General features: G+C 66.9%; 30 protein-coding genes and 1 riboswitch. Of the genes, 12 read left to right on the top strand and 18 right to left on the bottom strand.

Features of this window, described 5'->3' with window-relative positions; genetic code table 11:
* Positions 1–16: 16 nt before the first annotated feature.
* The gene (gene phaR / locus ACFOOR_RS11325; RefSeq protein WP_343164669.1) at positions 17–616 is read right to left on the bottom strand and encodes a polyhydroxyalkanoate synthesis repressor PhaR; all 600 of its coding nucleotides are present in this window, start codon (positions 614–616) and stop codon (positions 17–19) included.
* 172 nt (positions 617–788) lie between these two features.
* Between phaR and phbB the strand changes: the two genes are divergently transcribed.
* Together phbB and ACFOOR_RS11315 are read left to right on the top strand one after the other, a co-directional pair.
* The gene (gene phbB / locus ACFOOR_RS11320) at positions 789–1,517 is read left to right on the top strand and encodes an acetoacetyl-CoA reductase (RefSeq protein WP_343164670.1); all 729 of its coding nucleotides are present in this window, start codon (positions 789–791) and stop codon (positions 1,515–1,517) included.
* A 99-nt stretch (positions 1,518–1,616) separates the two neighbouring features.
* Entirely contained in the window at positions 1,617–2,363 is a 747-nt protein-coding gene (locus ACFOOR_RS11315) for a DUF4908 domain-containing protein (protein ID WP_343164671.1), read from the top strand.
* Between the two features lie 3 nt (positions 2,364–2,366).
* Here the strand turns inward: ACFOOR_RS11315 and ACFOOR_RS11310 are convergent, their stop codons facing one another.
* Positions 2,367–2,798: a cupin domain-containing protein gene (locus ACFOOR_RS11310; protein WP_343164672.1), complete on the bottom strand. Its 432-nt coding sequence runs from the start codon at positions 2,796–2,798 to the stop codon at positions 2,367–2,369.
* Positions 2,799–2,807: 9 nt separating this feature from the next.
* Positions 2,808–3,578, bottom strand: a complete 771-nt coding sequence (gene gloB, locus ACFOOR_RS11305; protein WP_343164673.1) for a hydroxyacylglutathione hydrolase — start codon at positions 3,576–3,578, stop codon at positions 2,808–2,810.
* Positions 3,579–3,659: 81 nt separating this feature from the next.
* Between gloB and ACFOOR_RS11300 the strand changes: the two genes are divergently transcribed.
* Both ACFOOR_RS11300 and hisC read left to right on the top strand, forming a co-directional pair.
* Entirely contained in the window at positions 3,660–4,427 is a 768-nt protein-coding gene (locus ACFOOR_RS11300) for a class I SAM-dependent methyltransferase (RefSeq protein WP_343164674.1), read from the top strand.
* Between the two features lie 4 nt (positions 4,428–4,431).
* Positions 4,432–5,520 carry a histidinol-phosphate transaminase gene (gene hisC / locus ACFOOR_RS11295; RefSeq protein WP_343164675.1) on the top strand — a complete coding sequence of 363 codons (1,089 nt, stop codon included), beginning with the start codon at positions 4,432–4,434 and terminating at the stop codon, positions 5,518–5,520.
* On the opposite strand, the gene ACFOOR_RS11290 is transcribed toward hisC, so the two are convergent.
* The 5 genes from ACFOOR_RS11290 to ftsE all read right to left on the bottom strand — a co-directional run bounded on the left by ACFOOR_RS11290 (position 5,521) and on the right by ftsE (position 9,601).
* Entirely contained in the window at positions 5,521–6,549 is a 1,029-nt protein-coding gene (locus ACFOOR_RS11290; protein WP_343164676.1) for a DUF2125 domain-containing protein, read from the bottom strand.
* On the bottom strand, positions 6,546–7,268 hold the full coding sequence (locus tag ACFOOR_RS11285; RefSeq protein ID WP_343164677.1) for a lysophospholipid acyltransferase family protein: 723 nt from the start codon (positions 7,266–7,268) through the stop codon (positions 6,546–6,548). The genes ACFOOR_RS11290 and ACFOOR_RS11285 overlap by 4 nt, the downstream gene beginning before the upstream one ends.
* 30 nt (positions 7,269–7,298) lie before the next feature.
* Complete coding sequence (locus ACFOOR_RS11280; protein ID WP_343164678.1) at positions 7,299–7,862, bottom strand: YdcF family protein; 564 nt, start codon at positions 7,860–7,862, stop codon at positions 7,299–7,301.
* A gap of 114 nt (positions 7,863–7,976) precedes the next feature.
* The gene (locus tag ACFOOR_RS11275) at positions 7,977–8,882 is read right to left on the bottom strand and encodes a cell division protein FtsX (protein WP_343164679.1); all 906 of its coding nucleotides are present in this window, start codon (positions 8,880–8,882) and stop codon (positions 7,977–7,979) included.
* On the bottom strand, positions 8,879–9,601 hold the full coding sequence (gene ftsE, locus ACFOOR_RS11270) for a cell division ATP-binding protein FtsE (RefSeq protein WP_380214563.1): 723 nt from the start codon (positions 9,599–9,601) through the stop codon (positions 8,879–8,881). The genes ACFOOR_RS11275 and ftsE overlap by 4 nt, the downstream gene beginning before the upstream one ends.
* Positions 9,602–9,651: 50 nt before the next feature.
* On the opposite strand from ftsE, the gene ACFOOR_RS11265 reads away from it, so the two are divergent.
* On the top strand, positions 9,652–10,377 hold the full coding sequence (locus tag ACFOOR_RS11265; RefSeq protein WP_343164680.1) for an MJ0042-type zinc finger domain-containing protein: 726 nt from the start codon (positions 9,652–9,654) through the stop codon (positions 10,375–10,377).
* A 3-nt stretch (positions 10,378–10,380) separates the two neighbouring features.
* Here the strand turns inward: ACFOOR_RS11265 and ACFOOR_RS11260 are convergent, their stop codons facing one another.
* Positions 10,381–11,046, bottom strand: coding sequence for a glutathione S-transferase family protein (locus ACFOOR_RS11260; RefSeq protein ID WP_343164681.1), 666 nt, complete (start codon positions 11,044–11,046; stop codon positions 10,381–10,383).
* Between the two features lie 155 nt (positions 11,047–11,201).
* On the opposite strand from ACFOOR_RS11260, the gene ACFOOR_RS11255 reads away from it, so the two are divergent.
* On the top strand, positions 11,202–11,345 hold the full coding sequence (locus tag ACFOOR_RS11255) for a hypothetical protein (protein ID WP_343164682.1): 144 nt from the start codon (positions 11,202–11,204) through the stop codon (positions 11,343–11,345).
* 7 nt (positions 11,346–11,352) lie between these two features.
* Here ACFOOR_RS11255 and ACFOOR_RS11250 read toward each other — a convergent pair whose 3' ends face one another.
* The 5 genes from ACFOOR_RS11250 to ACFOOR_RS11230 all read right to left on the bottom strand — a co-directional run bounded on the left by ACFOOR_RS11250 (position 11,353) and on the right by ACFOOR_RS11230 (position 15,935).
* Positions 11,353–11,775 carry a hypothetical protein gene (locus ACFOOR_RS11250; protein ID WP_343164683.1) on the bottom strand — a complete coding sequence of 141 codons (423 nt, stop codon included), beginning with the start codon at positions 11,773–11,775 and terminating at the stop codon, positions 11,353–11,355.
* A 119-nt stretch (positions 11,776–11,894) separates the two neighbouring features.
* The gene (locus tag ACFOOR_RS11245) at positions 11,895–12,818 is read right to left on the bottom strand and encodes an SH3 domain-containing protein (RefSeq protein ID WP_343164684.1); all 924 of its coding nucleotides are present in this window, start codon (positions 12,816–12,818) and stop codon (positions 11,895–11,897) included.
* A 313-nt stretch (positions 12,819–13,131) separates the two neighbouring features.
* A complete protein-coding gene (locus ACFOOR_RS11240) occupies positions 13,132–13,359 on the bottom strand; it encodes a hypothetical protein (protein WP_343164685.1) in 228 nt (75 codons plus the stop codon).
* Positions 13,356–15,398: a phosphomethylpyrimidine synthase ThiC gene (thiC, locus tag ACFOOR_RS11235; RefSeq protein WP_343164686.1), complete on the bottom strand. Its 2,043-nt coding sequence runs from the start codon at positions 15,396–15,398 to the stop codon at positions 13,356–13,358. The genes ACFOOR_RS11240 and thiC overlap by 4 nt, the downstream gene beginning before the upstream one ends.
* Positions 15,399–15,443: 45 nt before the next feature.
* Positions 15,444–15,935 (bottom strand): hypothetical protein, encoded by a 492-nt coding sequence (locus ACFOOR_RS11230; RefSeq protein WP_343164687.1) that lies wholly within the window; start codon positions 15,933–15,935, stop codon positions 15,444–15,446.
* Positions 15,930–16,045: riboswitch (TPP riboswitch) on the bottom strand. (Overlaps the previous gene by 6 nt.)
* Before the next feature lie 93 nt (positions 16,046–16,138).
* Here ACFOOR_RS11230 and ACFOOR_RS11225 point away from each other — a divergent pair.
* The 3 genes from ACFOOR_RS11225 to ACFOOR_RS11215 all read left to right on the top strand — a co-directional run bounded on the left by ACFOOR_RS11225 (position 16,139) and on the right by ACFOOR_RS11215 (position 17,891).
* Positions 16,139–16,642: a hypothetical protein gene (locus ACFOOR_RS11225; protein ID WP_343164688.1), complete on the top strand. Its 504-nt coding sequence runs from the start codon at positions 16,139–16,141 to the stop codon at positions 16,640–16,642.
* 68 nt (positions 16,643–16,710) lie between these two features.
* A complete protein-coding gene (locus ACFOOR_RS11220; RefSeq protein ID WP_343164689.1) occupies positions 16,711–17,205 on the top strand; it encodes a hypothetical protein in 495 nt (164 codons plus the stop codon).
* A 164-nt stretch (positions 17,206–17,369) separates the two neighbouring features.
* Positions 17,370–17,891 (top strand): hypothetical protein, encoded by a 522-nt coding sequence (locus tag ACFOOR_RS11215; RefSeq protein WP_343164690.1) that lies wholly within the window; start codon positions 17,370–17,372, stop codon positions 17,889–17,891.
* A gap of 6 nt (positions 17,892–17,897) precedes the next feature.
* Here ACFOOR_RS11215 and ACFOOR_RS11210 read toward each other — a convergent pair whose 3' ends face one another.
* Positions 17,898–19,187, bottom strand: a complete 1,290-nt coding sequence (locus ACFOOR_RS11210; RefSeq protein ID WP_343164691.1) for an adenylosuccinate synthase — start codon at positions 19,185–19,187, stop codon at positions 17,898–17,900.
* Positions 19,188–19,316: 129 nt separating this feature from the next.
* Between ACFOOR_RS11210 and ACFOOR_RS11205 the strand changes: the two genes are divergently transcribed.
* Positions 19,317–19,865: a hypothetical protein gene (locus tag ACFOOR_RS11205; RefSeq protein ID WP_343164692.1), complete on the top strand. Its 549-nt coding sequence runs from the start codon at positions 19,317–19,319 to the stop codon at positions 19,863–19,865.
* 112 nt (positions 19,866–19,977) lie between these two features.
* Here the strand turns inward: ACFOOR_RS11205 and ACFOOR_RS11200 are convergent, their stop codons facing one another.
* Entirely contained in the window at positions 19,978–20,547 is a 570-nt protein-coding gene (locus tag ACFOOR_RS11200) for an outer membrane beta-barrel protein (protein ID WP_343164816.1), read from the bottom strand.
* A gap of 65 nt (positions 20,548–20,612) precedes the next feature.
* The gene (locus ACFOOR_RS11195; protein WP_343164693.1) at positions 20,613–21,776 is read right to left on the bottom strand and encodes a phosphoserine transaminase; all 1,164 of its coding nucleotides are present in this window, start codon (positions 21,774–21,776) and stop codon (positions 20,613–20,615) included.
* Between the two features lie 122 nt (positions 21,777–21,898).
* Between ACFOOR_RS11195 and ACFOOR_RS11190 the strand changes: the two genes are divergently transcribed.
* Positions 21,899–23,035, top strand: coding sequence for an aminotransferase class V-fold PLP-dependent enzyme (locus ACFOOR_RS11190; RefSeq protein WP_343164694.1), 1,137 nt, complete (start codon positions 21,899–21,901; stop codon positions 23,033–23,035).
* Entirely contained in the window at positions 23,032–23,940 is a 909-nt protein-coding gene (locus ACFOOR_RS11185; RefSeq protein ID WP_343164695.1) for a DMT family transporter, read from the top strand. The genes ACFOOR_RS11190 and ACFOOR_RS11185 overlap by 4 nt, the downstream gene beginning before the upstream one ends.
* Here ACFOOR_RS11185 and thiD read toward each other — a convergent pair.
* Positions 23,907–24,725 (bottom strand): bifunctional hydroxymethylpyrimidine kinase/phosphomethylpyrimidine kinase, encoded by an 819-nt coding sequence (gene thiD / locus ACFOOR_RS11180; protein ID WP_343164817.1) that lies wholly within the window; start codon positions 24,723–24,725, stop codon positions 23,907–23,909. The two genes, ACFOOR_RS11185 and thiD, sit on opposite strands and share 34 nt — an antisense overlap.
* Between the last annotated feature and the right edge of the window lie 73 nt (positions 24,726–24,798).

The following is a 24,798-nucleotide window of genomic DNA, read 5'->3' as shown; positions in this document are numbered from 1 at the left end:
ACGCGCGTCCGGTACCCTAGCTGCCGGCCAGCTTGTCGATCTTCGAGCGCATCGCCTCGAGTTCCTGCTTCAGGCTCTCGAGTTCGGACTTTTCGGCGGACGCGGCCGGGCGGGCTTCCGGTTCCGGCATGGTGCCTGCTGCGGGCATGCCGTCGGGGAAGGGCGTGAACATGCGCATCGCCTGCTGGAAGATTTCGATATTCCGGCGGGTCTGGCCTTCCATCATCTGCATCATGGTGCCGGGCGAGCCCATCGCCTCGAGGAAGTTCTCGCGCAGACGCTCCTGCTCCTCGGCGAAATTGTTCATCGTCATCTGCAGGTAGTTCGGCACCACCGCTTCCAGCGCGTCGCCGTAATAGCTGATCAACTGCCTGAGGAAGGGCAGCGGCAGCATGTTCGCGCCATTGGCCTCCTCCTCGAAGATGATCTGGGCCAGTACGCCGCGGGTCAGGTCGTCTCCGGACTTGGCGTCGAGGACGACGAATTCGGCGTCCTGCTTCACCAGTTCGCGCAGGTGATCGAGGGTGACATAGCGGCTGGTCGAGGTGTCGTAGAGGCGGCGGTTCGCATACTTCTTGATGACGATGGTATCGCCCTTGGTTCCGGACTTGCTCATGGCAGCGCCCTTCCCTTTCCTTTTTGCATAGCGGGGTTCGCCAGAATCGAAACGGATCGTCTCGACAAGACATCGCGCCTGCTTCATTAACGATCATCGCGATCAAACACTGTTGCTGCAAGCGCGAAGACATCGCGGCGCAGCAAAAGGTGCAGCAAACCGGGAGTTTTCAATGGCGCGCAGGGCAGTTGTGACGGGTGGTACGCGGGGGATCGGGGCAGCGATTTCGATCGCGCTGAAACAGGCCGGTCACGACGTGGTCGCCAATTTCGCCGGCAATGCCGAAGCCGCCAAGGCTTTCACCGACCAGACCGGGATCGCGGCGCTGAAGTGGGATGTCGGCGATTTTGACGCCTGCGCGGCCGGTCTGAAGGAAGCCGAGGACACGCTCGGCGGCGGCATCGACATCGTCGTGAACAATGCCGGCATCACCCGCGACGGCATGTTCCACAAGATGACGCCGGAAGCCTGGAATGACGTGATCCGCGTCGATCTCACCTCGCTGTTCAACATGTCGCGTCCGGTGATCGACGGGATGCGCGAGCGCGGCTGGGGCCGGATCGTCAACATTTCCTCGATCAATGGCCAGAAGGGCCAGATGGGTCAGGTGAATTATTCCGCCGCCAAGGCCGGCGTGATCGGCTTTACCAAGGCGCTGGCCCAGGAAACCGCCCGCAAGGGCATCACCGTCAACTGCGTTGCGCCCGGCTATATCGATACCGACATGGTCGCGGCGGTGCCGCAGAACGTGCTCGACCAGATCATTGCCGGCATTCCGGTGAACCGTCTCGGCAAGGCGGACGAGATCGGCAAGGCGGTCGCCTTCCTGTGCAGCGAGGACGCCGGCTTCATCACCGGGGCGACACTGTCCGCCAATGGCGGCCAGTACATGTGCGGCTAGTCGTTTGCGGCTGGCCGAAAAGACACGGTCCCGTCCAAAACTGCGCCGTTCATCAAGCTGCCAAAAAAGCGCCCTGATACCGGGTCAGACCGCGAAGTCATGACAGGACGTCTTCTTCGCGCCCTGCTCGTGTTCGCCGCCGGTTTCGCGACCGTCGCCGCGAGCGCCAGCGAGCAGAGCAACGCCATACGCGACCGGCTCGGCAACCGCCGCTCCGAGGTGGCCTCCGTCTCGCGATTCGAGCGCGCGGACGGTGAGGGCGGATTCGTGCTCGACCGCTCGGGCAGCGGCATCCTGTTCCGCTGGACGGATTCCACGGAAGTCATGGTGCTGTCCGCCCGGCGTGCCGCCGGCGGCGAAACGTCGCTGGTCACAGACTGGGGATTCGAAATCCTGCGGGTGAACACGTTCGGCGGCGCGACGCTCTACCCCCCGGACGTGCCGTCCGGCGTCATCGCCGACGCCTGGGAACCGGCCGGTCCGCTGCGCATGGGCAGCCGCACAGTCGAGGAAGTCACCGAACGTATCCGCTGGGCCGCCAGCGCGCTGCGCGACGAACTGGGACACGGCGTCCAGGTCGACTATGGCGCCGCACCGCGCGACGGCCTGGCCGTGATGTTCGAGGCGATCGACCTGACGGTGACGGGTATTCGCAAGGCACGCTTGCGCGACGAAACGGCGGCCAATGGCCTGGTGCTCGTCCGCTTCGTGGTCGGCGAGACCGCCGATGTCCGCTATTCCGGCACCGAATTGATCGTCGAGATCGATCCCGATGGCGGGTTTGCCGGCCGCCCGTCCTCGGAACGGATCGCCCACATCATCGCGGGCGAGACCCAGTCGAGCTGACATTCAACCCGGTTGTGGGCCCGGCTCCCAGCCCGGCTCGGCCAGCGTGAACCCCGAAAATTCGAAACCCGGCGCAACGGTGCAGCCGACGAGTGTCCAGTCGCCCCGGCTTTCCGCGGACTGCCATGCGCCTTCCGGCACGATGCCCTGCGGGCGCTGGCCGGCCGCGAGGTCGTTGCCAAGGTCGATTTCGCTGACCGACCGGCCGTCTTCGGAGATCCACAGCGTCATCGGCGCGCCAGCATACCAGTGCCACATCTCGATCGCGTCGACGGTGTGCCAGGCCGAGCGCTGGCCCTTTCGCAGCAGGAAGTAGATCGCCGTGGAGCGGGCGCGGCCATCATCGCCGCCGCGGTCGCGGAAGGTTTCACGAAACGCCCCGCCTTCCGGGTGCGGTTCGAGCTCTAAAAGCTCGATGATCTCGTCGGCGGTCATGGGGTCCCTTCAGAAATTGTCCTTGCGGCGGCGCACTTCTGCGAAGACTTCGGCGTCGCTCGCTGCGGGCATGTTCAGTGCCCGGCGTAGATCCGGGTCGGCAGCGCGCAGGAAGGGGTTGGCGGCCTTTTCGCGCCCGATCGTGGTCGGCACGGTCGGTTCGCCGCGCGCGCGCAGCGCCTCGACCTCGCCGGCATAGGTCTTGAGCCCGGCATGATCCGGCTCGACCGAAAGTGCGAAACGCGCATTGGACTGTGTGTACTCGTGCGCACAGTAGACGGCGGTCTTCTCCGGCAGGGCGGCGAGCCGCGACAGGCTGGACCACATCTGTTCGGGACTGCCTTCGAACAGGCGGCCGCACCCGAGCGCGAACAGGGTGTCGCCGACGAAGGCCACCGCGTCCTCCTCGAACCAGTAGACGACATGACCGAGCGTGTGGCCGGGCGTGTAGAAGACCCGCGCCGTCTTCGACCCCAGCGCTACCGTGTCGCCGTCGGACACCTCGACATTGATGCCCTCGATCCGCGCCCGGTCATAGGACGGCGCGACGATGCGTGCGCCGGTCATCTCCTTCAGCGCGGCGTTACCGCCGGCGTGGTCCCAATGGTGATGGGTGTTCCAGATCTGGGTGATCGTCCACCCGGCCTTGTCGGCCTCGGCCTTGATGCGCGGCGCATCAGGCGTGTCGATGCTCGCCGTCTCGCCGGTTTCGGGGTCGTGAACGAGAAAACCGTAATTGTCCTGCAGGCAGGGAAATTGCCGGACGAGCAGAGACGCCATAGGTAGAAGGCTCCGGTTGCGCGTGTCACCGCCCAACCTAGCATCGCCGCGCAGAAGGGCCACCGCCCGATTGGACAGGACATGCGACAGGACGCCGTCGAACTTGACCGCTTCTACGCCACGCGGCGCGGACAGGCCGCCGAACGGCTGATGCTGAACCGGATCGGCGCGCTGTGGCCGTCCTTTACCGGGCTCGACGTGCTGGGTCTCGGCTTTGCCACGCCTTTGCTCGATGGCCTGCCGCAGGGCGCACGGCGCATGGTGGCCGCCATGCCGGCCAGCCAGGGCGCGGTGATCTGGCCGCCGGCGGGCAAGTCGCGCACCGCCCTGACCGAAGAGGTCCGCCTGCCCTTCGCGGACGCGCAATTCGACCGCGTCATCGCCCTGCATGCGCTGGAGGACGCCGAATCGCCCCAGGCCTTGCTGCGCGAGGTCTGGCGCGTCACTGCCCCGGAGGGCCGGGTTGTCTTCGCGGTTGCCAACCGGTCCGGGCTCTGGGCACGAACCGACGCAACCCCGTTCGGCCATGGCCGCCCGTGGTCGCGGCGGCAACTCGGCGCGCTGCTCGGCGAAGGCATGTTCGAAGTGACCCACTGGACGCGCACGCTGTTTGCGCCGCCGTTTTCCTGGTGCTGTGGCCCGCGCGGCTCGGATGTGTGGGAAGCGATCGGCGGCAAGCTGTTTCCCGGCTTCGGCGGTGTCCTGATGGTAGAAGCCGTCAAACGCGTCGGCGGCATGACGCCGCGCGCCGTCAAGGTCAGCCCTGCACGGGTACGCGGACTTGAAGGCGCACCCGCCCCCGCGCTATCCCGCTCGCGATTTTCATCCAATCCTCGAAAGACCCGGTGATTCCATGCCCGTGACGCCCCGACCCGGCATTCTCGACATCCGCCCCTATACACCCGGCGCCGCTGACGCGCCCGGGGTCGCCAATCCGGTGAAGCTGTCGTCGAACGAGAACCCGCTCGGTTGTTCGCCGAAGGCAAAGGAAGCCTTCGAGGCGGCCTCGAAGAAGCTGAATCTCTATCCCGATGGCGGTGCGCGAAAACTGCGCGAAGCGATCGCCGAGGTCGAAGGACTGGAAGCCGACCGCATCGTGTGCGGCTGCGGTTCGGACGAGATCCTGCAATTGCTTGGCCGAGCCTATCTCGAACCCGGCGACAAGGTGGTCCAGTCCGAATACGGCTTTCTCGTCTACCGCCTCGTCGCGATGACGTCGGGCGCGCACTTCGTCTCGGCGCCGGAGACCGGCTGCCGGGCCAGCGTCGATGCGCTGCTGGAAGCGGCGGGCGATGATGCGGCGATCGTCTTCCTCGCCAACCCGAACAACCCCACCGGCACCTATCTTTCGGGCGAGGAAGTCCGCCGCCTGCGCGCCGGACTGCCCGAGGGCTGCCTGCTCGTCGTCGACGAGGCCTATGCCGAATATGTCGACGTGCCGGACTATGAAACCATGCTGCCGATGGCGCGCGAGCGAGACGACACCATCGTCACGCGCACCTTCTCCAAGATCCACGGCCTGGCCGCACTGCGTCTCGGCTGGGCCTATGCCGACCGGTCGATCATCGACGTGCTGAACCGGGTACGCGGACCGTTCAATGTGAACCTGCCCGCCATCGATGCCGGTATCGCCGCGATCCGGGACATCGAGTTCCGGGAAAAATCCGCCGCGCACAATCGCGAGCAGGTCGCCTATCTGACCCAGCAGCTGCGCGGCATCGGCCTCGAAATCACGCCGAGCGTCGGAAATTTCGTGCTGATCCATTTCCCCGAGACGACGGGCAAGACGGCGGCTGATGCCGACCGCTTCCTGACTGCGCGCGGACTGATCGTGCGGCCGCTCGTGCCCTACAACCTGCCGAACGCGCTGCGCCTGACGGCGGGACGGGCGGACGACAACCGCAAGGTCGTCGATGCGCTGACCGAATTCATGGCCGCCTGATCAGCCGCCGACGCGTTGCAGGTCACCGATCCGCACGGGACCAAGATAGATGCCGCCACTGCGCAGGGTCAGCGGCACCGCCGTGCCGCGCTCACCGCGCGGGGCGGACTGGGCCAGCAGCCTCAGTGCATTCTCGTTCTCGCCGCGCACCGTCCCGCTGGCGACCAGCACGTCGGCAAGCGCTTCGGGATCGAGCACGAAGAGGCTGACGCGGCCGTCAGGATAGCCGGCCGGATCGACGGTCAGCGATCCTTCGGCCCGGAAGGCGACCGAACCCCAGTCGATGCCCGATTCGGTAATCTCGACACGGCCGTCCGCATCGACCCACTGATCGGTGCGGGCTTCCCGGACCAGGTCGGACCAGTGGGTAACCGACAGTTCGAGCCGGACGAGGCCGATCTCCGTGCCCAATTCATCGACCAGCGCCTCGTCGAGGGCAACATTGCCCAGTGCGATGGCTCCGGCGGCGAGCTGGGTGTCGAGCGTGTCTTCGCCGGTGAGCTGGCTGATCAGGCGCAGATGGCCGACCCGTTCGACCGTGGCCGGCGGTCCGGACAGGGTCTCGATGCCGAGATCGTCGATCTCGATGGCGATCCGCTGCGTGCCGCCCTGCCCGGCGCGGACGCTGAACCGGGTCGTCTGCGAGGCGAGGCGATATTCGCCGCCCCGGTCGAATGCGATCGTCATCGGATCCGGGATTTCGACGATCCAGTGACTGAAGTCGTAGGGCATCGCCACGGCAACCGCCGAACCGGTCTGAAGCGTCCAGCCCTCGACCGCCTCCGGCGTTGCGACCGTGGCTTGCGCGATTCTGACCTCGAAGCGGAAGGGATAGCCGCCGACGCGCACCGGGGCGTGCTCGATCTCGTAGCCGGACTGGCGCTGCAGATCGATCCAGGCCAGCGCCGACTGGCGGATCTGGCCCTGCGCGTAGAGCCAGTAGGCGGTGTAGGCGACGAGAAGCACGATCACACCGATGAAGGGCAGGAGAAAGCGTACGGGCATGCCGCCGCGGCGGGTCCGGCTCATCGCTCTGTCTCCAGTCCGGCTTCGAGTTCGGCGGTGGCCGTGTCGATGCGTTGCTTCAGAAGCGCCATGAATTCCTCTCGCGGAAGGCCCGGCTCGATCGGTTCGAGGAAGCGAATCGTGGCCACGCCCGGCTTGCGGATGACGCCGCGCCCGGCCCAGAAATGCCCGGTATTGAGGGCCACAGGAACGCACGGCGCCTTCATCGCGGAATAGAGACCCGCGACGCCGGGTTTGAATTCATCCGTCTCGAAGGGCGCCATGCGCGTGCCTTCCGGGAAGATGAGGATCTGGCGTCCGTCGGCGGCCCAGCGCCGGGCATCGCCGAGCATCTTCCTGAGTGCTTTCGCCGCTGCGCCGCGATCGACCACGATATTGCCGAGCTTGACCGCGAACCAGCCGAAGAAGGGCAGGTAGGCGAGTTCCTTCTTCAGGATGATCGCCGGGTCGGGCAGGATCTGCCAGAAGGCCTGGGTTTCCATCATCGACTGGTGTTTCGAGGCGATCAGCGCGCCCCCCTCGGGGATGTTCTCCAGCCCCTCGACCTTGTAGCGCAGGCCGCAGATCAGCTTCAGCCCGCCGAAGACAAGGGTCAGCCAGAGCCGGTAATAGGCGCGGACCCAGCTGCGCGGGCAGAGCAGCAGCCAGATGCCGATCATCCCCATCACCAGGACGAGGCCGTACATCCATGCAACGAAAAGAAGGGATCGGATGAGGGTCATCGGTTTCGCGCGGCTCGGGGGTTGGCGGGATCAGGCGTGCGGGTTGGACACGCTGTAGCGCGCCCAGACCGCCGTGAATTTGAGATATTCCAGCACCCATCGGCGCGCGGAATTCACATCCGTCCAGGGCCGGGGGGACGGCACCGGATAAGCGACGAGCTCAACCTCGGGCATGCGCGCGCGCATCTCCAGCAGGCTGCGCGGCAGGTGGTAGTCGCTGGTCACGATCAGCACGCGGTCATAGCCGCGCTCGGAAACCCAGCCCGCCGTCTCGATCGCGTTGCCGGTGGTGTCGGCCGCCTCGCGGCCGAGATCGACGCAGCAGTCGAACAGCGGGGCGCTGGCGCCCATCGCCGCGCGCAGCTCGTCCGGGGTGACGTCCGGGTGGACGCCGGAGATCAGCAGTCGCGACCCGGCGCGGCGTTCGAGGAGTTCGGTCGCAACGGCCAGACGTCCCTCGCCGCCGGTCAGGACGATGATCGCATCGCCGCTTGCGCCCGTGTCGGGAGACAGGCGCGCGATATGGACGCTGAAGGCGACAAAGCCGGCCAGCAGCGCCCCCAGCACCAGGAAGGCACCAAGGCGGGCAGCCATCAGCAACGGGCCGCCGGAAGTCACTGGTTTACGCCGTCTGGCCATGGTCGCTTTCCGGCCCGTCCTTCGCGTCCTGTCCGATTATCCCGGTCATCATGGCAAGATACAGGCCGATCACCAGCGCGCCCGCAAGTCACTGGCGACCGCGAGGCGTGCCGACAATGCCGCGATCAGCCCGGCAAGCACAGGGGCCAAGAACAGCACGGCGCCGTCCCACAGGCTGAAACTCCACACCGGGATGAAGCCCTCGGACTGTCCCGGCCCGCCATAGGTCACGAGCAGGGCAATCGCGAAGGCGAAAAAGGCGCCGGCAATCCCGGCGCGGATTCCGAGCACGAAGAAGCGGCGTTCGAACAGCCGCGCGATATAGCCGTCCTGCGCGCCGACGAGGTGCAGCGCATCGACCACGGACTGGCGCGCCGCCAGCGAGGCGCGTGCGGCGAAGGCGATCACGGCGGCGGCGGCACCGGCGATCAGAGCGAGCAGGCCGAGCGCCATCAGGCGCGCGAGACGCGCCGTGCGCACCACCGCCTCGCTCCAGCGCGCGTGGTCGTCGACGCGGGCGGGGATTCCGGCGGCCTCGAGCGCCGCCGTGAGGTCCGCCGCCGTCGCGGGGGCCATCGCGGCCAGTTCGATGTCGACCAGCAGCGGAACCGGCAGGTCGGCGGGCAGGCCGTCCCCGCCGAGCCAGGGTTCGAGCAGGGCTTCCGCCTCGGCGCGGGTACCCGCCTCTGCCCGGCGCACACCCGGCAGGGCTTGGGCCAGCCCCGCCGCTTCGGCGGCGTCGGCCCCGGTGTCGCGCCCGTCAACGGGCAGGATCTGGACCGTCATGCGGCCGGACAGGTCGGCCATCCAGCCGTCGGCCACGGTCCAGGCGCCGCGCGCGCCCAGCGCGGCGAGACAGGCAAGAAAGACGAGAATCGCCGCCACAGCGAACAGCGGCCGGTCGCGCCCGGAATCGGCGGGCAGAAGCGGGGCGGGCTTTCCCGGCGCGGCGGGCGGACGCGGGTCTTCCGTCATGCGCTCGCCTTCCGGCGTCCGGTCGACAGCCGTCCGTCGGCCAGCGACATGATCGGCACGTCGAGCGCGCGCACGAGGGTGATGTCGTGGGTGGCGATGAGGATGGTGGTGCCAAGCCGGTTGAGCTCGGTGAACAGGCGCAGGAGGCGGCGTGCCATGGCCGGATCGACATTGCCGGTCGGCTCGTCGGCGACCAGCAATTCGGGCTGGCCGACCACGGCGCGGGCAATGGCGACACGCTGCTGTTCTCCGCCCGACAGGGTCTGGGGATGGGCGTCCATCTTGTCGCCGAGTCCGACCCAGTGGATCAGTTCGGCGACATCGTCGGCGTATTCCTTGCGCTTGCGGCCTGCGACGCGCAGCGGCAGGGCGACGTTCTCGAAGACCGAGAGATGATCGAGGGTCCGGAAATCCTGGAACACCATGCCGATTCGCCGCCGGATATCGGGCAGATCACTCCGGTGAAGCTTCGACGAATCACGTCCAAAGTGCCAGATCAGGCCTCTCGATGGCCGCTGAGCGAGATAAATCAGCTTCAAAAGCGAGGTTTTACCGGCCCCTGACGGTCCGGTGAGGAATTGGAAACTCCCGCGCGGTAGATCAAAGCTGATGTCCTGGAGGACTTCCGGTCCGCGCCCATAGCGCATGCCGACGCCGTCGAAGCGGATCACGCTTTCGAGCGCATCGTCGGCGCGGGTTTCGGGGGAGGCGGACGGCACGGGAATACTCCAGACACGAACAGGATTACGATGCGGTGAATCGAGCCGAGATGATACTGAGCTGTCCCAGTTGTGCCACGCGCTACCGCGCCGATGCCAGCACCTTCGGTGCGCAGGCGCGCAAGGTGCGCTGCGCGTCGTGCGGCCATGTCTGGATGGCGACGCCGGAAACCGATGCCGCCGCGCTGCCGGAAATCCGGCCGGCCGCCGAGACCGAACCGAAACTGCCGCACCGCGCCTATCGCGAAAAGGTCGAGCAGAAGCGCAAGAATGCGATCCGCACCGCCGCGGGCGGTGCCTGGGGCGGGCTGGGCGCGGCGGTGGCCGGCGTGCTGGTCTGCGCGCTGCTATTCCGGGCCGACATCGTCAGCGCCTGGCCGCAGGCCTCGAGCGCCTATGCCGCGGTGGGGATCGAGGCCAATCCCTATGGCGTCGCGCTGGGCGATCTGACCATCACCCGCGACAGCGAGGACGGCCTGCCGGTCATCGTGATCGAGGGCGCGATCCGCAATATCGACCGCCGCGAACGCACCGCCCCGGCCTTGCGCGCGGCGCTGTTGAACGGCGAAGCGGCCGCGGTGCTGGAATGGACGGTGCTGGTCGAAGGCGGGCCGATGCGCCCGGGCGAGACCCGCACTTTCCGGACGCTGGTTTCCGACGCCCCGGCCAGTGCCGTGCAGGCGGAAGTCACGCTGGCCAGCCTGCCGGCCACGGAGCCCGGCGGGACACGCCTGGCCGATACCGGGCATGACGCCGCGCCCGCCGACCCTCACTAGTCGCTAGCCGGCGTAGGCGTAGGGTCCGCCGCGCTCCAGCGCCGTCTTGTAGGCCGGCCGTTCATGGATGCGCTTCAGGAAGTCGCGGATATTGGTGCGTTCGCCCGCGCCGCCCCGCGCGGCGGCGGTTTCCAGCGGGAAGCTCATCATCAGGTCGGCGAGCGTCATCGTCGCGCCCGCGAACCATCCCGTGGCGTCGAGCGAGGCGTCCCAGTAGTCGACATGCTCCTTGACGCGCGGATCGACGAAGCTGTCCATCGCCTTCTTCGCCACGCCCCTGACCAGCGGGCGGACCAGCGCCCCGGCATTGTCGGGCATGCGCGAGAAGATCAACTTCAGCAGCAGCGGCGTCATCGCCGAGCCCTCGGCATAGTGCAGCCAGTAGGTGACGGCGCGGGCCTCGGGCGTGCCGCGCGGCGGCATCAGCCTTCCCTTGTCATAGGTCTCGGCCAGGCATTCGAAGATCGCGCCGGTCTCGGCGACCCTGATGCTGTCATCCTCGATCACCGGCGACTTGCCCAGCGGATGGACGGCGCGCAGCTCCGGCGGGGCGAGCATCGTCTTCGGATCGCGCCTGTAGTGGCGGATCTCGTATTCGAGCCCGTACTCCTCGAGCAGCCAGAGGACGCGCTGCGAGCGGGAATTCTCAAGGTGATGAACAATGATCATGGGGCGGCGCTTTCGCGGTCGGGATTGGGTAGCCAGAGGCTAGTCGAGATACGCCGCATCCGGCCAGCGTCAAATCCGCGACGCTATCGCGACACCGCGAAAAGGCGTAGCCTGAACCGTGCCGGGGACGCCTCGTCCCCTGAAAGGGCAAAGCCATGGCCAAGGGTCAACAGAAGTCCAGCCGCGAGACCAAGAAACCGAAAGCCGAACACAATCAGAAGAAAAAGACCAATGCCTCGCAGCCGTCGCAGAAGACCGGCTCGGTCAGCGGCCTGGAGCACATGAAGAACAAGCGCTAGCGGCGGGCTATTCCGCCGGGCGGACATAGTCGCGCAATTCGAACCGCGTCAGAAGACCGGCGCGGGGCGGACACGGCTCGTCGATCGCCGTCATGGAAAATCCGTCCGGCAGATCATTGATCTGATAGGTGGCCGGATTGTCGCGCACGCAATCGGCCATGTCCTGCGAATAGAAGGCGGGCGGCGACACGTCCTGCACCGTGAGAATGCCGTCGGCGACGGTGTAGGTCTGGACCCCGGCGGTCACATTGCTCGCATTCACGGTGGTGATCAGATAGCCGTCGCCGGTGAAGGTCATCGTGATCTGCGGGTGAACATAGACGCCCGGAAAACCGTTCACCTGTTCGGCGCCGCGGCCGTGATGGTCGCCCAGCGCGAGCGATGACGTCAGCAGCGCCAGCGCGCCAGCGGTGATTGCGGTGCGTTTCATGCCGCCCCCTGATATCTCGGTCGCTCATGGTGCCCACAAGTGCCGCCTGTGTCGACCGGAAGCATTGTCCCGTCCGTTTCCTCCGGGAGCGGGGCGGCAAGCGGGAAGCGGTCGCACCGCTAGTGAACGATCAGCGACCGGTGGACGAAACCCGTCACCGGACCAAGTGGCGACTCGTAGCGCACCGCGATCCACCGGCCATCCGCCGAGACACCAAGAACGGACAGGCGTCCGCCCTGGGGCACCGTTGCGAGATGGTCGCTGTTCATCGTCGGTCCGGCGCGCAACCGCGCATTCGTGCGGGCGCGGAAACTGCCTGCGGCGGGGCGTCCGTCAATCGTGCCGTCGACAATCGGGAAGCCGTTGATCGTGCCGTCGATCACGCCGGTATCGGCCCACGCCCCGGAAAACCGGACGCCGAAATCGTCCGCTACCCGTTCGACCGTCGATTCGGCAAACCGGTCGAGCGCGAGATCGAGGCCGAGCAGCAACCCGCCCGCGACACAGGCCGCCATCAGGACGCGGGGATAAAAGAACAGGAAGACCGCGGACACGGCGAGGATCAGCACCGACGCGGTCACCAGGAAGGCGCCGTACCAGAAATCGGAATGCGCGGTGTCGAGGTCGATCTCGATCTGCATCTCGGTCCAGATGCCGCCGAACGTGTAATAGAGCACCGCCGAGAACACGATCGCGAACAGGCCGATCACGATACGCATGTTCCAGTGTTCCGCGCCGCCGCGGATATGACTGACCCAGGCCCCGGCATTTTCCACCCGAAGCAGGGTGCCGCGAAGGAAGAGCAGAAGCGAGAGCACGAGGATCGTCAGATATTCCGAGAGCATCGGTGCAATGGGAATGCGCAGGACGTCGATCCAGAAGAATTCCGACAGCCGTCCGATCTGGCGCGCGACATAGAGGAAGGCGGAAAAGTCATAGACGTGGTTGAAGGCCGACAGAAAGCCGAAGGCGCCGATGATCGACAGCGCCAGCAACCACCCGTTCGACACGGATTTCCACAATTCCTCGAGGAGAAACCCCATTCTCCCAACCCGTACGCTGTCCCTCGGAAAAGTTTATACAAAGCCTCGCGCCCGGGCGACTCCCTCAGAGGCGAATCGAGGACTCCGCCGGAACGGTTCGGGTTCGCCGAACGGGCTTTGCCGTCGCCGCACTCGCGGAGCCGGGCAAATCCACGAGACAGGCTGACGGTCCGTGAAAACTGCCGTTTCCCGGACGCGCGCAGCGCGATCCGGGTTCCAGACGATGTGACGAGATAGACCCCGGTCTTTGCTTCGCAAAACCGGGGAAGGTCGCGGATACGAGCCGCCCGTCGAGACGCCGCTTCGCGGTGCCTCAGGACCGTGCGGGCCGCTTCCAGACCACCGCAACTACGGCGACAACCGCTGCGGCGAAGGCCAGCACGCCATAGACCAGCACCGCCTGCTGGTCATAGGTCACGGCGTCCGCCGGGTCGAAATACCGGCCCGCCTCGTCATAGGGCAGGCGCGCCCGCAAGGCGGTCAGCGCGGCGAAGAGGATGGCCAGTCCGGCGAAAACCGCCGTGACCAGCCCCCGTATCACTCCCCCGTCTCCAGATAGACCTCGCCGCCCTTCGCGCGAAACTCCTCGGCCTTGGCTTTCAGCCCGGCCTCGATTTCTGATGGGTCCACGGCTTCGCTTCGCTCCGCCTTCGGACCGAGGGCCTTCTCCTCCATGCCCTTCTTCGCCTCTTCGGCGGTGGCGCCGGTCTTGCCGGCGGCGAAGTCGCGCACGTCCTGGCTGATTTTCATCGAGCAGAATTTCGGCCCGCACATCGAGCAGAAATGCGCCACCTTGTGCGCTTCCTTGGGCAGGGTCTGGTCGTGGAAATCCTTCGCGGTTTCCGGGTCGAGGCCGATATTGAACTGGTCCTGCCAGCGGAATTCGAAGCGCGCCCGGCTCATCGCGTCATCGCGCAGTTTCGCGGCCGGGTGGCCCTTGGCGAGGTCGGCGGCGTGGGCGGCGATCTTGTAGGTGACGACGCCGGTCTTCACGTCATCGCGGTCGGGCAGGCCCAGATGCTCCTTCGGCGTGACGTAGCAGAGCATCGCCGTGCCGAACCAGCCGATCATCGCCGCGCCGATGGCCGAGGTGATGTGGTCGTATCCCGGCGCGATGTCGGTCGTCAGCGGCCCCAGCGTGTAGAAGGGCGCCTCGCCGCAGACGGCGAGCTGCTTGTCCATATTGGCCTTGATCTTGTGCATCGGCACATGGCCCGGCCCCTCGATCATGACCTGGCAGCCCTTCGCCCAGGCGATCTTCGTCAGCTCGCCCAGCGTCTCCAGCTCGGCGAATTGCGCGGCGTCATTGGCGTCGGCGATCGAGCCGGGGCGCAGCCCGTCTCCCAGCGAGAAGGAGACGTCATAGGCCGCCATGATGTCGCAGATGTCCTCGAAATGGGTGTAGAGGAAGCTCTCCTTGTGGTGGGCGAGGCACCACTTTGCCATGATCGAGCCGCCGCGCGAGACGATGCCGGTGACGCGGCTGGCGGTCAGCGGCACATAGGCGAGCCGCACGCCGGCATGGATGGTGAAATAGTCGACGCCCTGTTCGGCCTGTTCGATCAGCGTGTCGCGGAACACTTCCCAGGTCAGGTCCTCGGCGATGCCGTTCACCTTCTCCAGCGCCTGATAGATCGGCACGGTGCCGATCGGGACCGGCGAGTTGCGCAATATCCATTCGCGGGTGTTGTGGATGTTCTTGCCGGTCGAGAGGTCCATCACCGTGTCGCCGCCCCAGCGGATGGCCCAGACCATCTTCTCGACCTCTTCCTCGACGGAGGAGGCGACGGCGGAATTGCCGATATTGGCGTTGATCTTCACCAGGAAGTTGCGGCCGATCACCATCGGCTCCAGCTCGCCATGATTGATGTTGGCCGGGATGATGGCGCGGCCGCGCGCGATCTCGTCGCGGACGAATTCCGGGGTCACGAATTCCGGGATTTCGGCGCCGAAATCCTCACCGTCGGCGCGGCGTTCGGCGGCGCCCGCCATGGCGGCGGCGCGGCCGAGATTTTCCCGCTCGGCGGCGTAGATCATTTCCTTGGTGACGATGCCGGCGCGGGCGAATTCCAGCTGGGTGACCAGATGGCGCTTACCCGCTCCCTCCCCTTGAGGGGAGGGCTGGGGTGGGGTGATCCCGTCCGGGCCGGACGCGGCGGCAGCGCCGTTTGCCCCCCACCCTGACCCTCCCCCGGCGGGGGAGGGAATCCTGCGCAGCGGACGATGCCGCACCGGAAACTCGCGGGCGAGGTATTTGCCGGTCGCGCCGCCATTGTCGAGCGGCGAGGGTTCGCGCCCCTCATAGGCCTCGACCCCGCCGCGTTCGAGCACCCAGTCCGTGCGGGTGCGGGCGAGGCCGTGTTCGACATCGATGCTGGCCGCCGGATCGGAATAGGGGCCGGAGCAGTCATAGACGCGCAGCGGCGGCTCGTTCGCCGTCGGGTGCAGCTCGATCTCGCGGTGCGGGACCTTCAGGTCCGGCGCGGCGGCGGGCGACGTGTAGACGCGGCGCGAGCCGGGCAGCGGGCCGGTCGTGACCTTCGGCGTGTCGAAGGCGTCTTGGGTGGTGGGCTTGTTCATGGGGGTTCTTTCGCAGTTGCGATCTGACGGGTACGCGAAGAGGCCCTACCCCATCGTCGCCCAGCGGACATTCGGGCTGAGGAGGGTCAGTTCGCCCTCGGGCGTGTAGCCGATCTCGGCGCGGTACATGACGCTGCGCGGGCCGTCCTCACTGCCGTCGGGCTCGGCGACGGTCAGCAAGCAGTTCATCGCGCTCTGGTCGCTGCTGGTCCAGGCGCATTCGGAACTGGCGACATAACCGTCCAGCGTGTCGGGGAAATCCCAGAATTGCTGGCCCGCCGGTTCACCCGTGTGCCAGTCGGACGGGATGATGGCCGCCTCGTTCGCCAGCAGGAAGGCGTGCAGGGTCTGCGCGTCCGGCGCGTTCAGGACCGCCTGCATCTGCGGCATCGCATCGGATCCGCCGGTCTCGGGCGCGGCGGTTTCGGGTGCCGCAGATTCGGGCGCCGCGGTTTCAGCCGTCACGGCCTCGTCGGCGGGCGGCGTGCAGGCTGCGGCCACGAGGGCAAGGGCGGCAATACTGGCAAAGCGAAGCATGTCTCTCTCCTGTCCCGACGCCGGCATGATCCGGATCCGGTTGTAAGGGTGGCCAGGGCGGCGTCAGCCCGGGTCTCAGCCACCTGCCGGCGGCCCCCCTCGGATGCGGCGCGACACTGACCGAGACGGCGCGCGCTGGCAAGGGGCGTTCACCCCGGTTTCATGACTCCGGCGCCAGACTTCGCCGCAGACCGGGAGTGACCATGATCGAAATCCTGACTGCCCTCACCCTGCTGGCCGCCGGTGACGGCGCCGCAGCGGACCGGCTGGAGAATGGCCGCTATGCCGCGCTCGGCGCGGACGGGGTTCCGCTCTGTAATGACGACAACGCTGATCATTTCGATCTTCATGCGCTGGACGCGCCGCCACATGCGCGCTCGCCCAATCTCGGAACCTTCGGATTCCGGATCGGGGACGAGGCGGGCGACTACATCCTGCACACCCCGCCGCGCCTGGCCGCACTCTCCGGGGACGGAATGCGCCGGGCCCGGCTTCAGGGCGGACAGGTCCACACCGCCGGGGTCGAAATCGGCGGCGTCACCAGCGGCCAGACGATCGGCACCTTCACCGCCGCAATCGCCGTCGATGCGGACGGCCGGGTGTGGATCGAGGTGATGGGGTTCGAGGCCGAACGCTGGGGCCGGGAAGCGGTGGTCCATGTCGCCGAGGGCGAGGCCGCCGGTCCGTTCGGATATTGCGGCGGTTAGGCGATCACAGGTTATTGCGGCGGGTCGTCCGGCCGGGGTAAGGATCAGGAAACGGGAGGTTGCATGTCATGATGATACTCGCATTGGCCGCATTGTCATTGACCGCCCAGGACGCGGAGGCCGGGCCCGCCCCGCTGCTGCCTGATGGCCGCTATGTCGAGGACATGGCCGAAGGCGATGCCTGCGCCGCCGAAGGCCGCCGCTATTTCACACTGATCGCCGGGGACCCGCGGGACAGCGCCGACCGGGGCCGGATCCGTGCCGACTTCGGCACCGGCCCGATCGACATGGCGTTGTCGATGACGTCGATGCACCCGCAGGAACTCGCGGACGGTGAAATCCGGGGCATCGGCGTGGTCCAGGCGCGCGGCGGCGACAATACCCGCCTGGTGATGACCCTGCTGCTGCACGCGGACCAGCGCTATGTGGTCGGTCAGGTCGGTCTGACGGTGGCGGGCGGCGAAATGACGAGCGTCATTCGCATGGAGGATGATCCCCTGCCGCACGGAATCGCGCCAGACGGGACTGCGCTTGAATCCTTTGTGTACTGCGGCACAGAATAGGCGCGCTTTCGCGACGAGTGCCGAAAATGACAACACCAACGCGTCCGTCTTTCTCCCCCCGCCTGCGGGGGGAGTGCCCCGGATCAGTTCCGGGGCGAGGGGGGGAATGTCCCCCCTCCGTCAGCTGCGCTGACACCTCCCCCGTAAACCGGGGAGGAAAACGGTTGATCGCGATCCTTCTGGCCGCTGCCACCCTTGCCGCGCCGGCCCTGGCGCAGGAGGACACGGGCGGGCGTTTCCCGAACGGACGGCCGATGCTGGCAGAGGGGCGTTATGCCGAGTGGCCGGGCGATGGGAGCAATCCCTGCACGACCGGCACGCCGCGCAGCTTCCGCCTCGTCCCGGGCGATGCGGCAATTCCCGGGGACATGGGGCGTATCGTGATCGATCTGGGCTCCGGTCCGGCGGAATTCGCGCTGATCAGCGCCGAGCTTCAGGACACGCCGATCCAGGTCTGGGATCTCGCCGGGCTGGCGACGATCGATGCCGCCGACGCGGCGGGCACGCGGCTGACCGCGCTGATGTATTTCCGCAATGACGGGCGCACGGATCTGGTCGATGCGCGAACCACCTCGCCCGAGAGCCAGGGCGAGGTGATGGTGCGCATGCAGCAGAACCCGGAACCGCACGGCGTCCTGGCCGACGGGACAACGCTCAATCCCTTCGTGTGGTGCGGAAGGGAGTGAAGGCGTCTACCCCAGAAACGGATCGGTCATCAGGATGACGTCCTCGCGTTCCGGGCTGGTGGAGAGCATGGCGACGGGGGCGCCGATCAGCTCCTCGACCCGGCGGACATATTTCACCGCCTCGGCCGGCAGATCGGCCCAGGAACGCGCGCCGCGGGTGGATTCCGACCAGCCCTTGTGGGTCTCGTAGACCGGCTTCACGCGCGCCTGCTGCAGCCGGTCGGCCGGCAGGCGGTCGATGATTTCGCCATCGAGCTCGTAGGCGGTGCAGATCTTCAGCTCGTCGAAACCGTCGAGCACGTCGAGCTTGGTGAAGGCGATGCCGTCGATGCCGCCGAACTGGACGGTCTGGCGTACCAGCACCGCGTCGAACCAGCCGCAGCGGCGCTTGCGGCCGGTGACGACGCCGAACTCATGGCCGCGCTCGCCCAGTTTCTGGCCGTCGGCATCGAGGAGTTCGGTCGGGAAAGGTCCTTCGCCCACGCGGGTCGTATACGCCTTGACGATGCCGAGCACATAGCCGACCGCCTTCGGCCCGACGCCGCATCCCGCGGCGGCCTGCGCCGCGACCGTGTTGGACGAGGTGACGAAGGGATAGGTGCCGTGGTCGACATCGAGCAGCGCGCCCTGCGCGCCCTCGAACAGGACTTTCTCGCCTGCGCGGATCGCCGCGCCGAGATCGCGCCACACCGGTGACATGTGCGGCAGGATGACGGGCGCAATGTCCTTCAGCTGTTCGATCAGATCGCCAGCCTGGAATTCCGGCTGGCCATAGCCGCGCCGCAGCGCGTTGTGGTGATGCAGGAGGTCGGAGACCTTGCGGGTCAGGCCTTCGGGGTCGGCGAGATCGACGACGCGGATGGCGCGGCGGCCGACCTTGTCCTCATAGGCCGGGCCGATGCCGCGGCGGGTGGTGCCGATGGCGCCGCCATCGTCGCGGTTCTCGCGCAGCGCATCGAGTTCGCGGTGCACCGGCAGGATCAGGGCGGCGGTCTCGGCCACCTTCACCGTGTCGGCGGTGATGGTCACGCCCTGTGCTTCGAGCCGGGCCTTCTCGTCGCGGAAGGCCCAGGGGTCGACGACGACGCCATTGCCGATCACCGACAGCTTGCCGCGCACCACGCCCGACGGCATCAGCGACAGCTTGTAGGTCTCATTGCCCACGACGAGGGTGTGGCCGGCATTGTGGCCGCCCTGGAAGCGCGCGACGACATCGGCGCGAACCGACAGCCAGTCGACGATCTTGCCCTTGCCTTCATCGCCCCATTGGGCGCCGACGACGGTGACATTGGCCATGAAATCGCTCCTTCGGGCGGGCGCGGAATCCCTCACGCAGACGTGACCTGCGGTCGGGGGTTTATCAGCCTAGAGTGAAAGCTCCAATGGCATCTGGGCAGGTGCCGCATGCATCACGGGGAGGCCGCCATGCGCCTGACAGTTTCGCTCATCGCCGCGCTCGGCACGGCCGCGGTTTTCGCGCCCGCCGCGACGGCGCAGCAAGGCCCGCCGCCGGGCTGTGACGATATCGAGGGTGCGCACGATTTCGACTTCTGGGTCGGCGACTGGAATGTCTACGGCCAGAATGGCCAGCTGGGCGGCACCAATCATATCGAGAAGCGCTCGAATGGCTGCCTGATCCTCGAGGAATGGACCAATGCCGGCGGCGGCGACGGGACGAGCATGAATTATCTCGACCCGACAAGCGGCCAGTGGCGCCAGATCTGGATGGGGTCGAACAGCTATATCGACTATTCCGGCGGCCTCAACGAGGCCGGCGCGATGGTGCTGGTCGGCGAGATCACCTATTTCGGCGCGACCGGCAGCCAGACCGCGCCCTTCCGCGGCACCTGGACGCCGAACGAGGACGGCAGCGTCACCCAGCATTTCCAGCAATATGACGAAGCCAATGACGTCTGGAATGACTGGTTCATCGGCCGCTATATGCGCCAGGAAGACGATCCGAACGCGAACTGAGCTCGCATCAGAAAACGCATCTCGGGCCTAGACTCCCGGTCCCTACTGTCTACCCCGGATGCGTGGAGCGCCGCGGCCCCCCTGCGGCGCTCCATTCTTTTCGGGCGACGGATCAGCCGCCGAAGCGCCAGCCGATCATCACGCCGGCATTGTCCAGCGCCTGGTTGCGGCCATTGGCCAGGATCTGGCCGTGCGAGATGTGCTCGTAATAGGTCCGCACGACGAGGTTCTCGGTGACTTCGAAATCGAGGCCGAGCGTGGTGTGGAACAGGATGTGGTTGCCCATCAGCGACCGGGTGGTGGCGAGGCGGATGCGGTTCGGGTCCGACGGCGGCGAATTCGGGTCGATGTCGGTGACGCCGTCATTATAGGTCAGGCCGAGGCCGAGAATGACCGAGACGCGGTCGTTGAGATCGCCGTCCCATTCGAGGCCGAAACCACCGAAATTGGTCAGGCCGTTGGTGTTGAACGAGCCATAGACATAGCCGCGCGGGTTGAACATCCAGTCCGGACCGCCGAGCGAGGGGGTCGCCAGGCCGACGGTGACGTTCGGGCCGTCCTCGACATGGTCGGAGAGGTCGTGCGCGGTCGCGCCGCCACGGATTTCCCAGCCTTCATTGTCGGCCAGGGCCGGTGCGGCAAACACCAGCGTTGCCGCGCAGGCGGCCAGGGTACGAATCATCACGGGCAAACTCCCCCTCGAAAATCGGTGCCGCACCATAAACCGGACGGCGGGTTTATGAAATGCTAGTCCGCGCGCCGCGCCTCAACATAGGCCCAGTCGAGCCAGGGTCCCAGCGCGGCAAGGTCGTCGGCCTCGATCGTCGGGCCGCACCAGATGCGCAGGCCCGCCACGCCGGAAACGTGGGGCGCCACGTCGAGCGCGGCGTTTTCTCGGTCGAGCAGGGACGCCATCTTGCGCGTGATCGCCCACTGCTCCTCCTGGCTCATCGCGGTGACGTCCGGATCGGCGAATTTCAGAGTCACCGAGACGGGCGAGCGGCTGGCTGTGTCCTCGACGAGGAAATCGATCCAGGGCGTTGCCGCGACCCAGTTCGACAGCACGGCGAAATTCTTCCGCGTGCGGGCGATCAGGGCGGCCAGCCCACCTTCCTTCGCAGCCCATTTCAGCGACAGGAGGTAATCCTCCGTCGACAGGAGGGAGACGGTGTTCAGCGTCTTGCCTTCGAACAGGCCTTCATTGAGGCCGTCGGCATTCTTCAGCTGCATCATGCGCGGGATCGGCCAGGACGGCGTGTACGTCTTGAGCCGTTCGATGGCGCGCGGCGACAGGATGATCATGCCGTGCTGGGCCTCACCGCCCATCGCCTTCTGCCAGGAGAAGGTGAGGACGTCGATCTTCGACCAGTCGAGCTCGAGTGCGAAGGCGGCGCTGGTCGCGTCGACCAGGGTCAGGCCCTCGCGTTCGTCCGGGATCCAGTCTGTGTCCGGGATCATCGCGCCGGCAGCGGTGGCGTTCCAGGTGAAGACGATGTCGGCATTCTTGCGCGCCTTGGAGAAATCGGGCGTCAGCCCGCCCCTGGCCTCGTGGACATTGGCGTCCTTCAGCTTCAGCTCGTCGCGGACATCCTTCAGCCAGCGTGCGCCGAACGTGTCCCAGGCGAAGACGTCAACCGGGCGTTCACCCAGCAGCGACCAGATCGCGGCCTCCATTGCGCCGGTGTCCGATCCGCCGAGGATCGCGCCGCGAAAGCCCTCCGGCACTTCCAGCAGCGCCATCGTCCGGTCGATCGCCTCGCGCAATTTCGACACCGCCAGAGCACTGCGGTGGCTGCGACCCAGGGCGGCATTCGACAATTGATCGAGCGACCAGCCGGGATGCTTCTTGGTCGGCCCGCAGGAAAAGCGCGGATCAAAGGGACGCAGGTGCGGCTTGGCGGTTTCGTTCATTGTCCGACTCCCTCTTCCGTCATTCGCCTAGACCCGCGCCGGAGGAGCGTCAAACCTTCTGCCGCGACATCGCATCATTTTCCGTCGTTGACCCGTTTTCGCCGCCGGTCCACACCCGGCGCATGTCAGAGGATTTCCGCGCCCTGTTCGACCTGCCGCGCGAGGTCACCTATCTCAATTGTGCCTATATGGGTCCGCTTCCGACCGCCTCGGTCGAGGCCGGGATGGCGAGCTATCGCCAGAAGGCACAGCCCTGGAATGTGAAGGCGCCAGGCGACTTCTTCACCGGGCCGGACGCCATGCGCGCCGAAGCGGCGAAGCTGTTCGGCGGGTCTCCCGAGAATGTGGCGCTGGTGCCGTCGGCGAGCTATGGCCTCGCCACGGCGGCGCGGAATCTGACCCCGGAAGCCGGGTCTGAAATCCTCGTTCTGAAGGATCAATTCCCGTCCAACGTCTATACGTGGCGGGTGCTGGCCGACCGCACGGGCGCGACGGTCCGGACGGTCTCTCGCTCCGCCAATCAGAGCTGGACCGAGGCGGTGATGGCCGCCATCGGGCCGCGGACATCCGTCCTCGCCCTGCCGCAGGTGCATTGGGCCGATGGCGGATCGCTCGACCTCGAAACGATCGCCGCCGAGGGCCGCAAGCACGGCGCGGCGCTGGTGCTGGACCTGACCCAGTCGCTCGGCGCCAAACCGTTCGACGTTTCGGCCATCGACCCCGATTTCGCGGTCGCGGCCTCATACAAATGGCTGCTCGGTCCCTACACGATCGGCGTGATGCACATCGCCGACCGGCATCTGGACGGCGTGCCTCTGGAAGAGAACTGGATCGCCCGGCAGGGGTCGGAGGACTTCGCCCGCCTCGTCGACTATGCCGACGGCTACGCGCCCGGTGCGCGGCGGTTCGACATGGGCGAGCGCAGCGGCTTCCAGCTTGTCCCCGCTGCGACGGCCTCGGTCAAACTCCTGAACTCCGTCGGCGTCGGCCGGATCGCGGACACGCTCCGGGGGACGACGTCCGCCCTCGCCGACTCCGTCCGTGCCCTCGGCGTGAAGGACGACGTGCCGGACCGGGCCGACCACTATCTCTGTCTTTCGCTTCCCGCCGATGCGCCGGCCGATCTCGCGGCGCGTCTCGGCGCTTCGGGCGTCCATGTCTCGCAGCGCGGCGACCGGCTGCGCGTGACGCCGCATCTCTATAATGACGAAGATGATGTCCGGCGTTTCGCAGATGCGATGAAGGCGGCGCTGAGATGAGCCCGCTGCGCGCCGCCGGACCGAAGGAATGGGCGCTTCTGGGCGTGCTCGCCGCGACGTGGGGCACGGCCTTCGCCTTCATCAGTTTCGCGCTCGACGCCGCCCCGCCGGGCGCGCTGGCCTTCGCGCGGCTGGCGCTGGCCGCGATCATGCTGACCGTATGGGCCTATGCCATCGGCGAAAAACTGCCCGGATTCAAGGACAAGCGATGGCTGTGGTTCATCGCGCTCGGCCTGTTCGGCAATGCCCTGCCCTTCACGCTCATCCCTTGGGGGCAGCAATTCATCCCGTCGGCGGTGGCCGGCATCCTCCTCGCCTTCATGCCGCTGATGACCGTCGCCATGGCGCACGTCTTCACTGACGAGAAGATGACGAAGATCACCACTCTGGGCTTCGGCGTCGGCTTTGCCGGCGTGGTGGTTCTGATCGGCCCCGCGGCCCTCGGCGGGCTCGTCGCGGGGGATTTCGTCGCCCAGCTGGCGGTGCTGGGCGCGGCCCTGTCCTTCGCCATGAATGTGGTGATCGCCCGGCGCGCGCCGCCGATGCATCCGCTTGTTTCCGCAGCGGGAATGCTGGTCCTCGCGGCGGTCTGGACCGCGCCTTACGGCCTCTTGGACCTGATCCATCATGCCCGGCCGAACGCTGCCGGCTGGGCCGCGGCGCTGTGGCTGGCCATCGGCCCGACCGCGCTCGGCTCGGTCATCTACATGCGGCTGGTGACCACCGCCGGAGCCGGATTCCTGTCCACAACCAATTACATAGTGCCGGTCGTCGCGCTCGGCGCGGGACTGGTTCTGGGCGAGGCGATCGGGCTTTCCGCACCGCTCGGCCTCGTCATCATTCTGGTGGGGATCGTGATCGCAAGGCGCGGTCAGCGCGCGGCGTCGCGCAGCGGCCAGACGTGATCGACCGGGCCGTGGCCCGACCCGAATCCCGGTGCACGGACAATGGCTTCGTGCAGATAGCGCCCCGCCCCTTCGACCGCGTCGACGAGTGACATTCCCAGCGCGATCCGCGCGGCGATCGCCGAAGCCAGCGTGCAGCCCGTCCCGTGGGTGTTGGTGGTGGCGATCCGCGGGGATTCGAACACCCGCATTTCGGTCGCGGTCACAAGCACATCGTGGACGACCGGTCCCGTCAGATGCCCGCCCTTCACGAGCGCCGCCTTTGCCCCGGCAGCGACCAGCGCCCGGCCGGCCTCGGCCTGCTCGCCGACATTCGACACTGTCAGCCCGGTCAGCTTTTCGGCTTCGGGGGCGTTCGGAGTCACCAGCGCAGCAAGGGGAAGCAGCTCTTCGCGGACGGCGGTGATCGCGTCCGCCGCGAGCAGCACGTCGCCCGAGGTCGCGACCATGACCGGGTCGAGGATGAGTGGAATGTCCGCCGCCGTCTCTCGCAACACACGCGCCACAAGGCGCACCACGTCCGCCGTTGCCAGCATACCGGTCTTGATCGCGTCGGCGCCGATATCATCCAGCACGGCGCGCATCTGGCCTTCGATGATGTCGAGCGGAACGGGATGGACGGCGGAGACGCCCAGCGTGTTCTGCACGGTGATCGCGGTGATCGCGGTCGCGGCATAGCCGCCCGCCGCCGACACCGCCTTGATGTCGGCCTGGATGCCCGCACCGCCGCCGGAATCCGATCCGGCGATGATCAGGACACGTCCTTTGGCCCCGCTCCCCTTCATGACGAAATTGTTAGACAGACGCGGCACGTCTGACCAGTTCGGAAAACCGCAGTGTGGCCAAAAAGCCGCGCCT

Source organism: Hyphobacterium vulgare (assembly GCF_042643335.1).
Classification (GTDB): domain Bacteria; phylum Pseudomonadota; class Alphaproteobacteria; order Caulobacterales; family Maricaulaceae; genus Hyphobacterium; species Hyphobacterium vulgare.
This window is presented reverse-complemented; position numbering and strand designations above follow the sequence as displayed.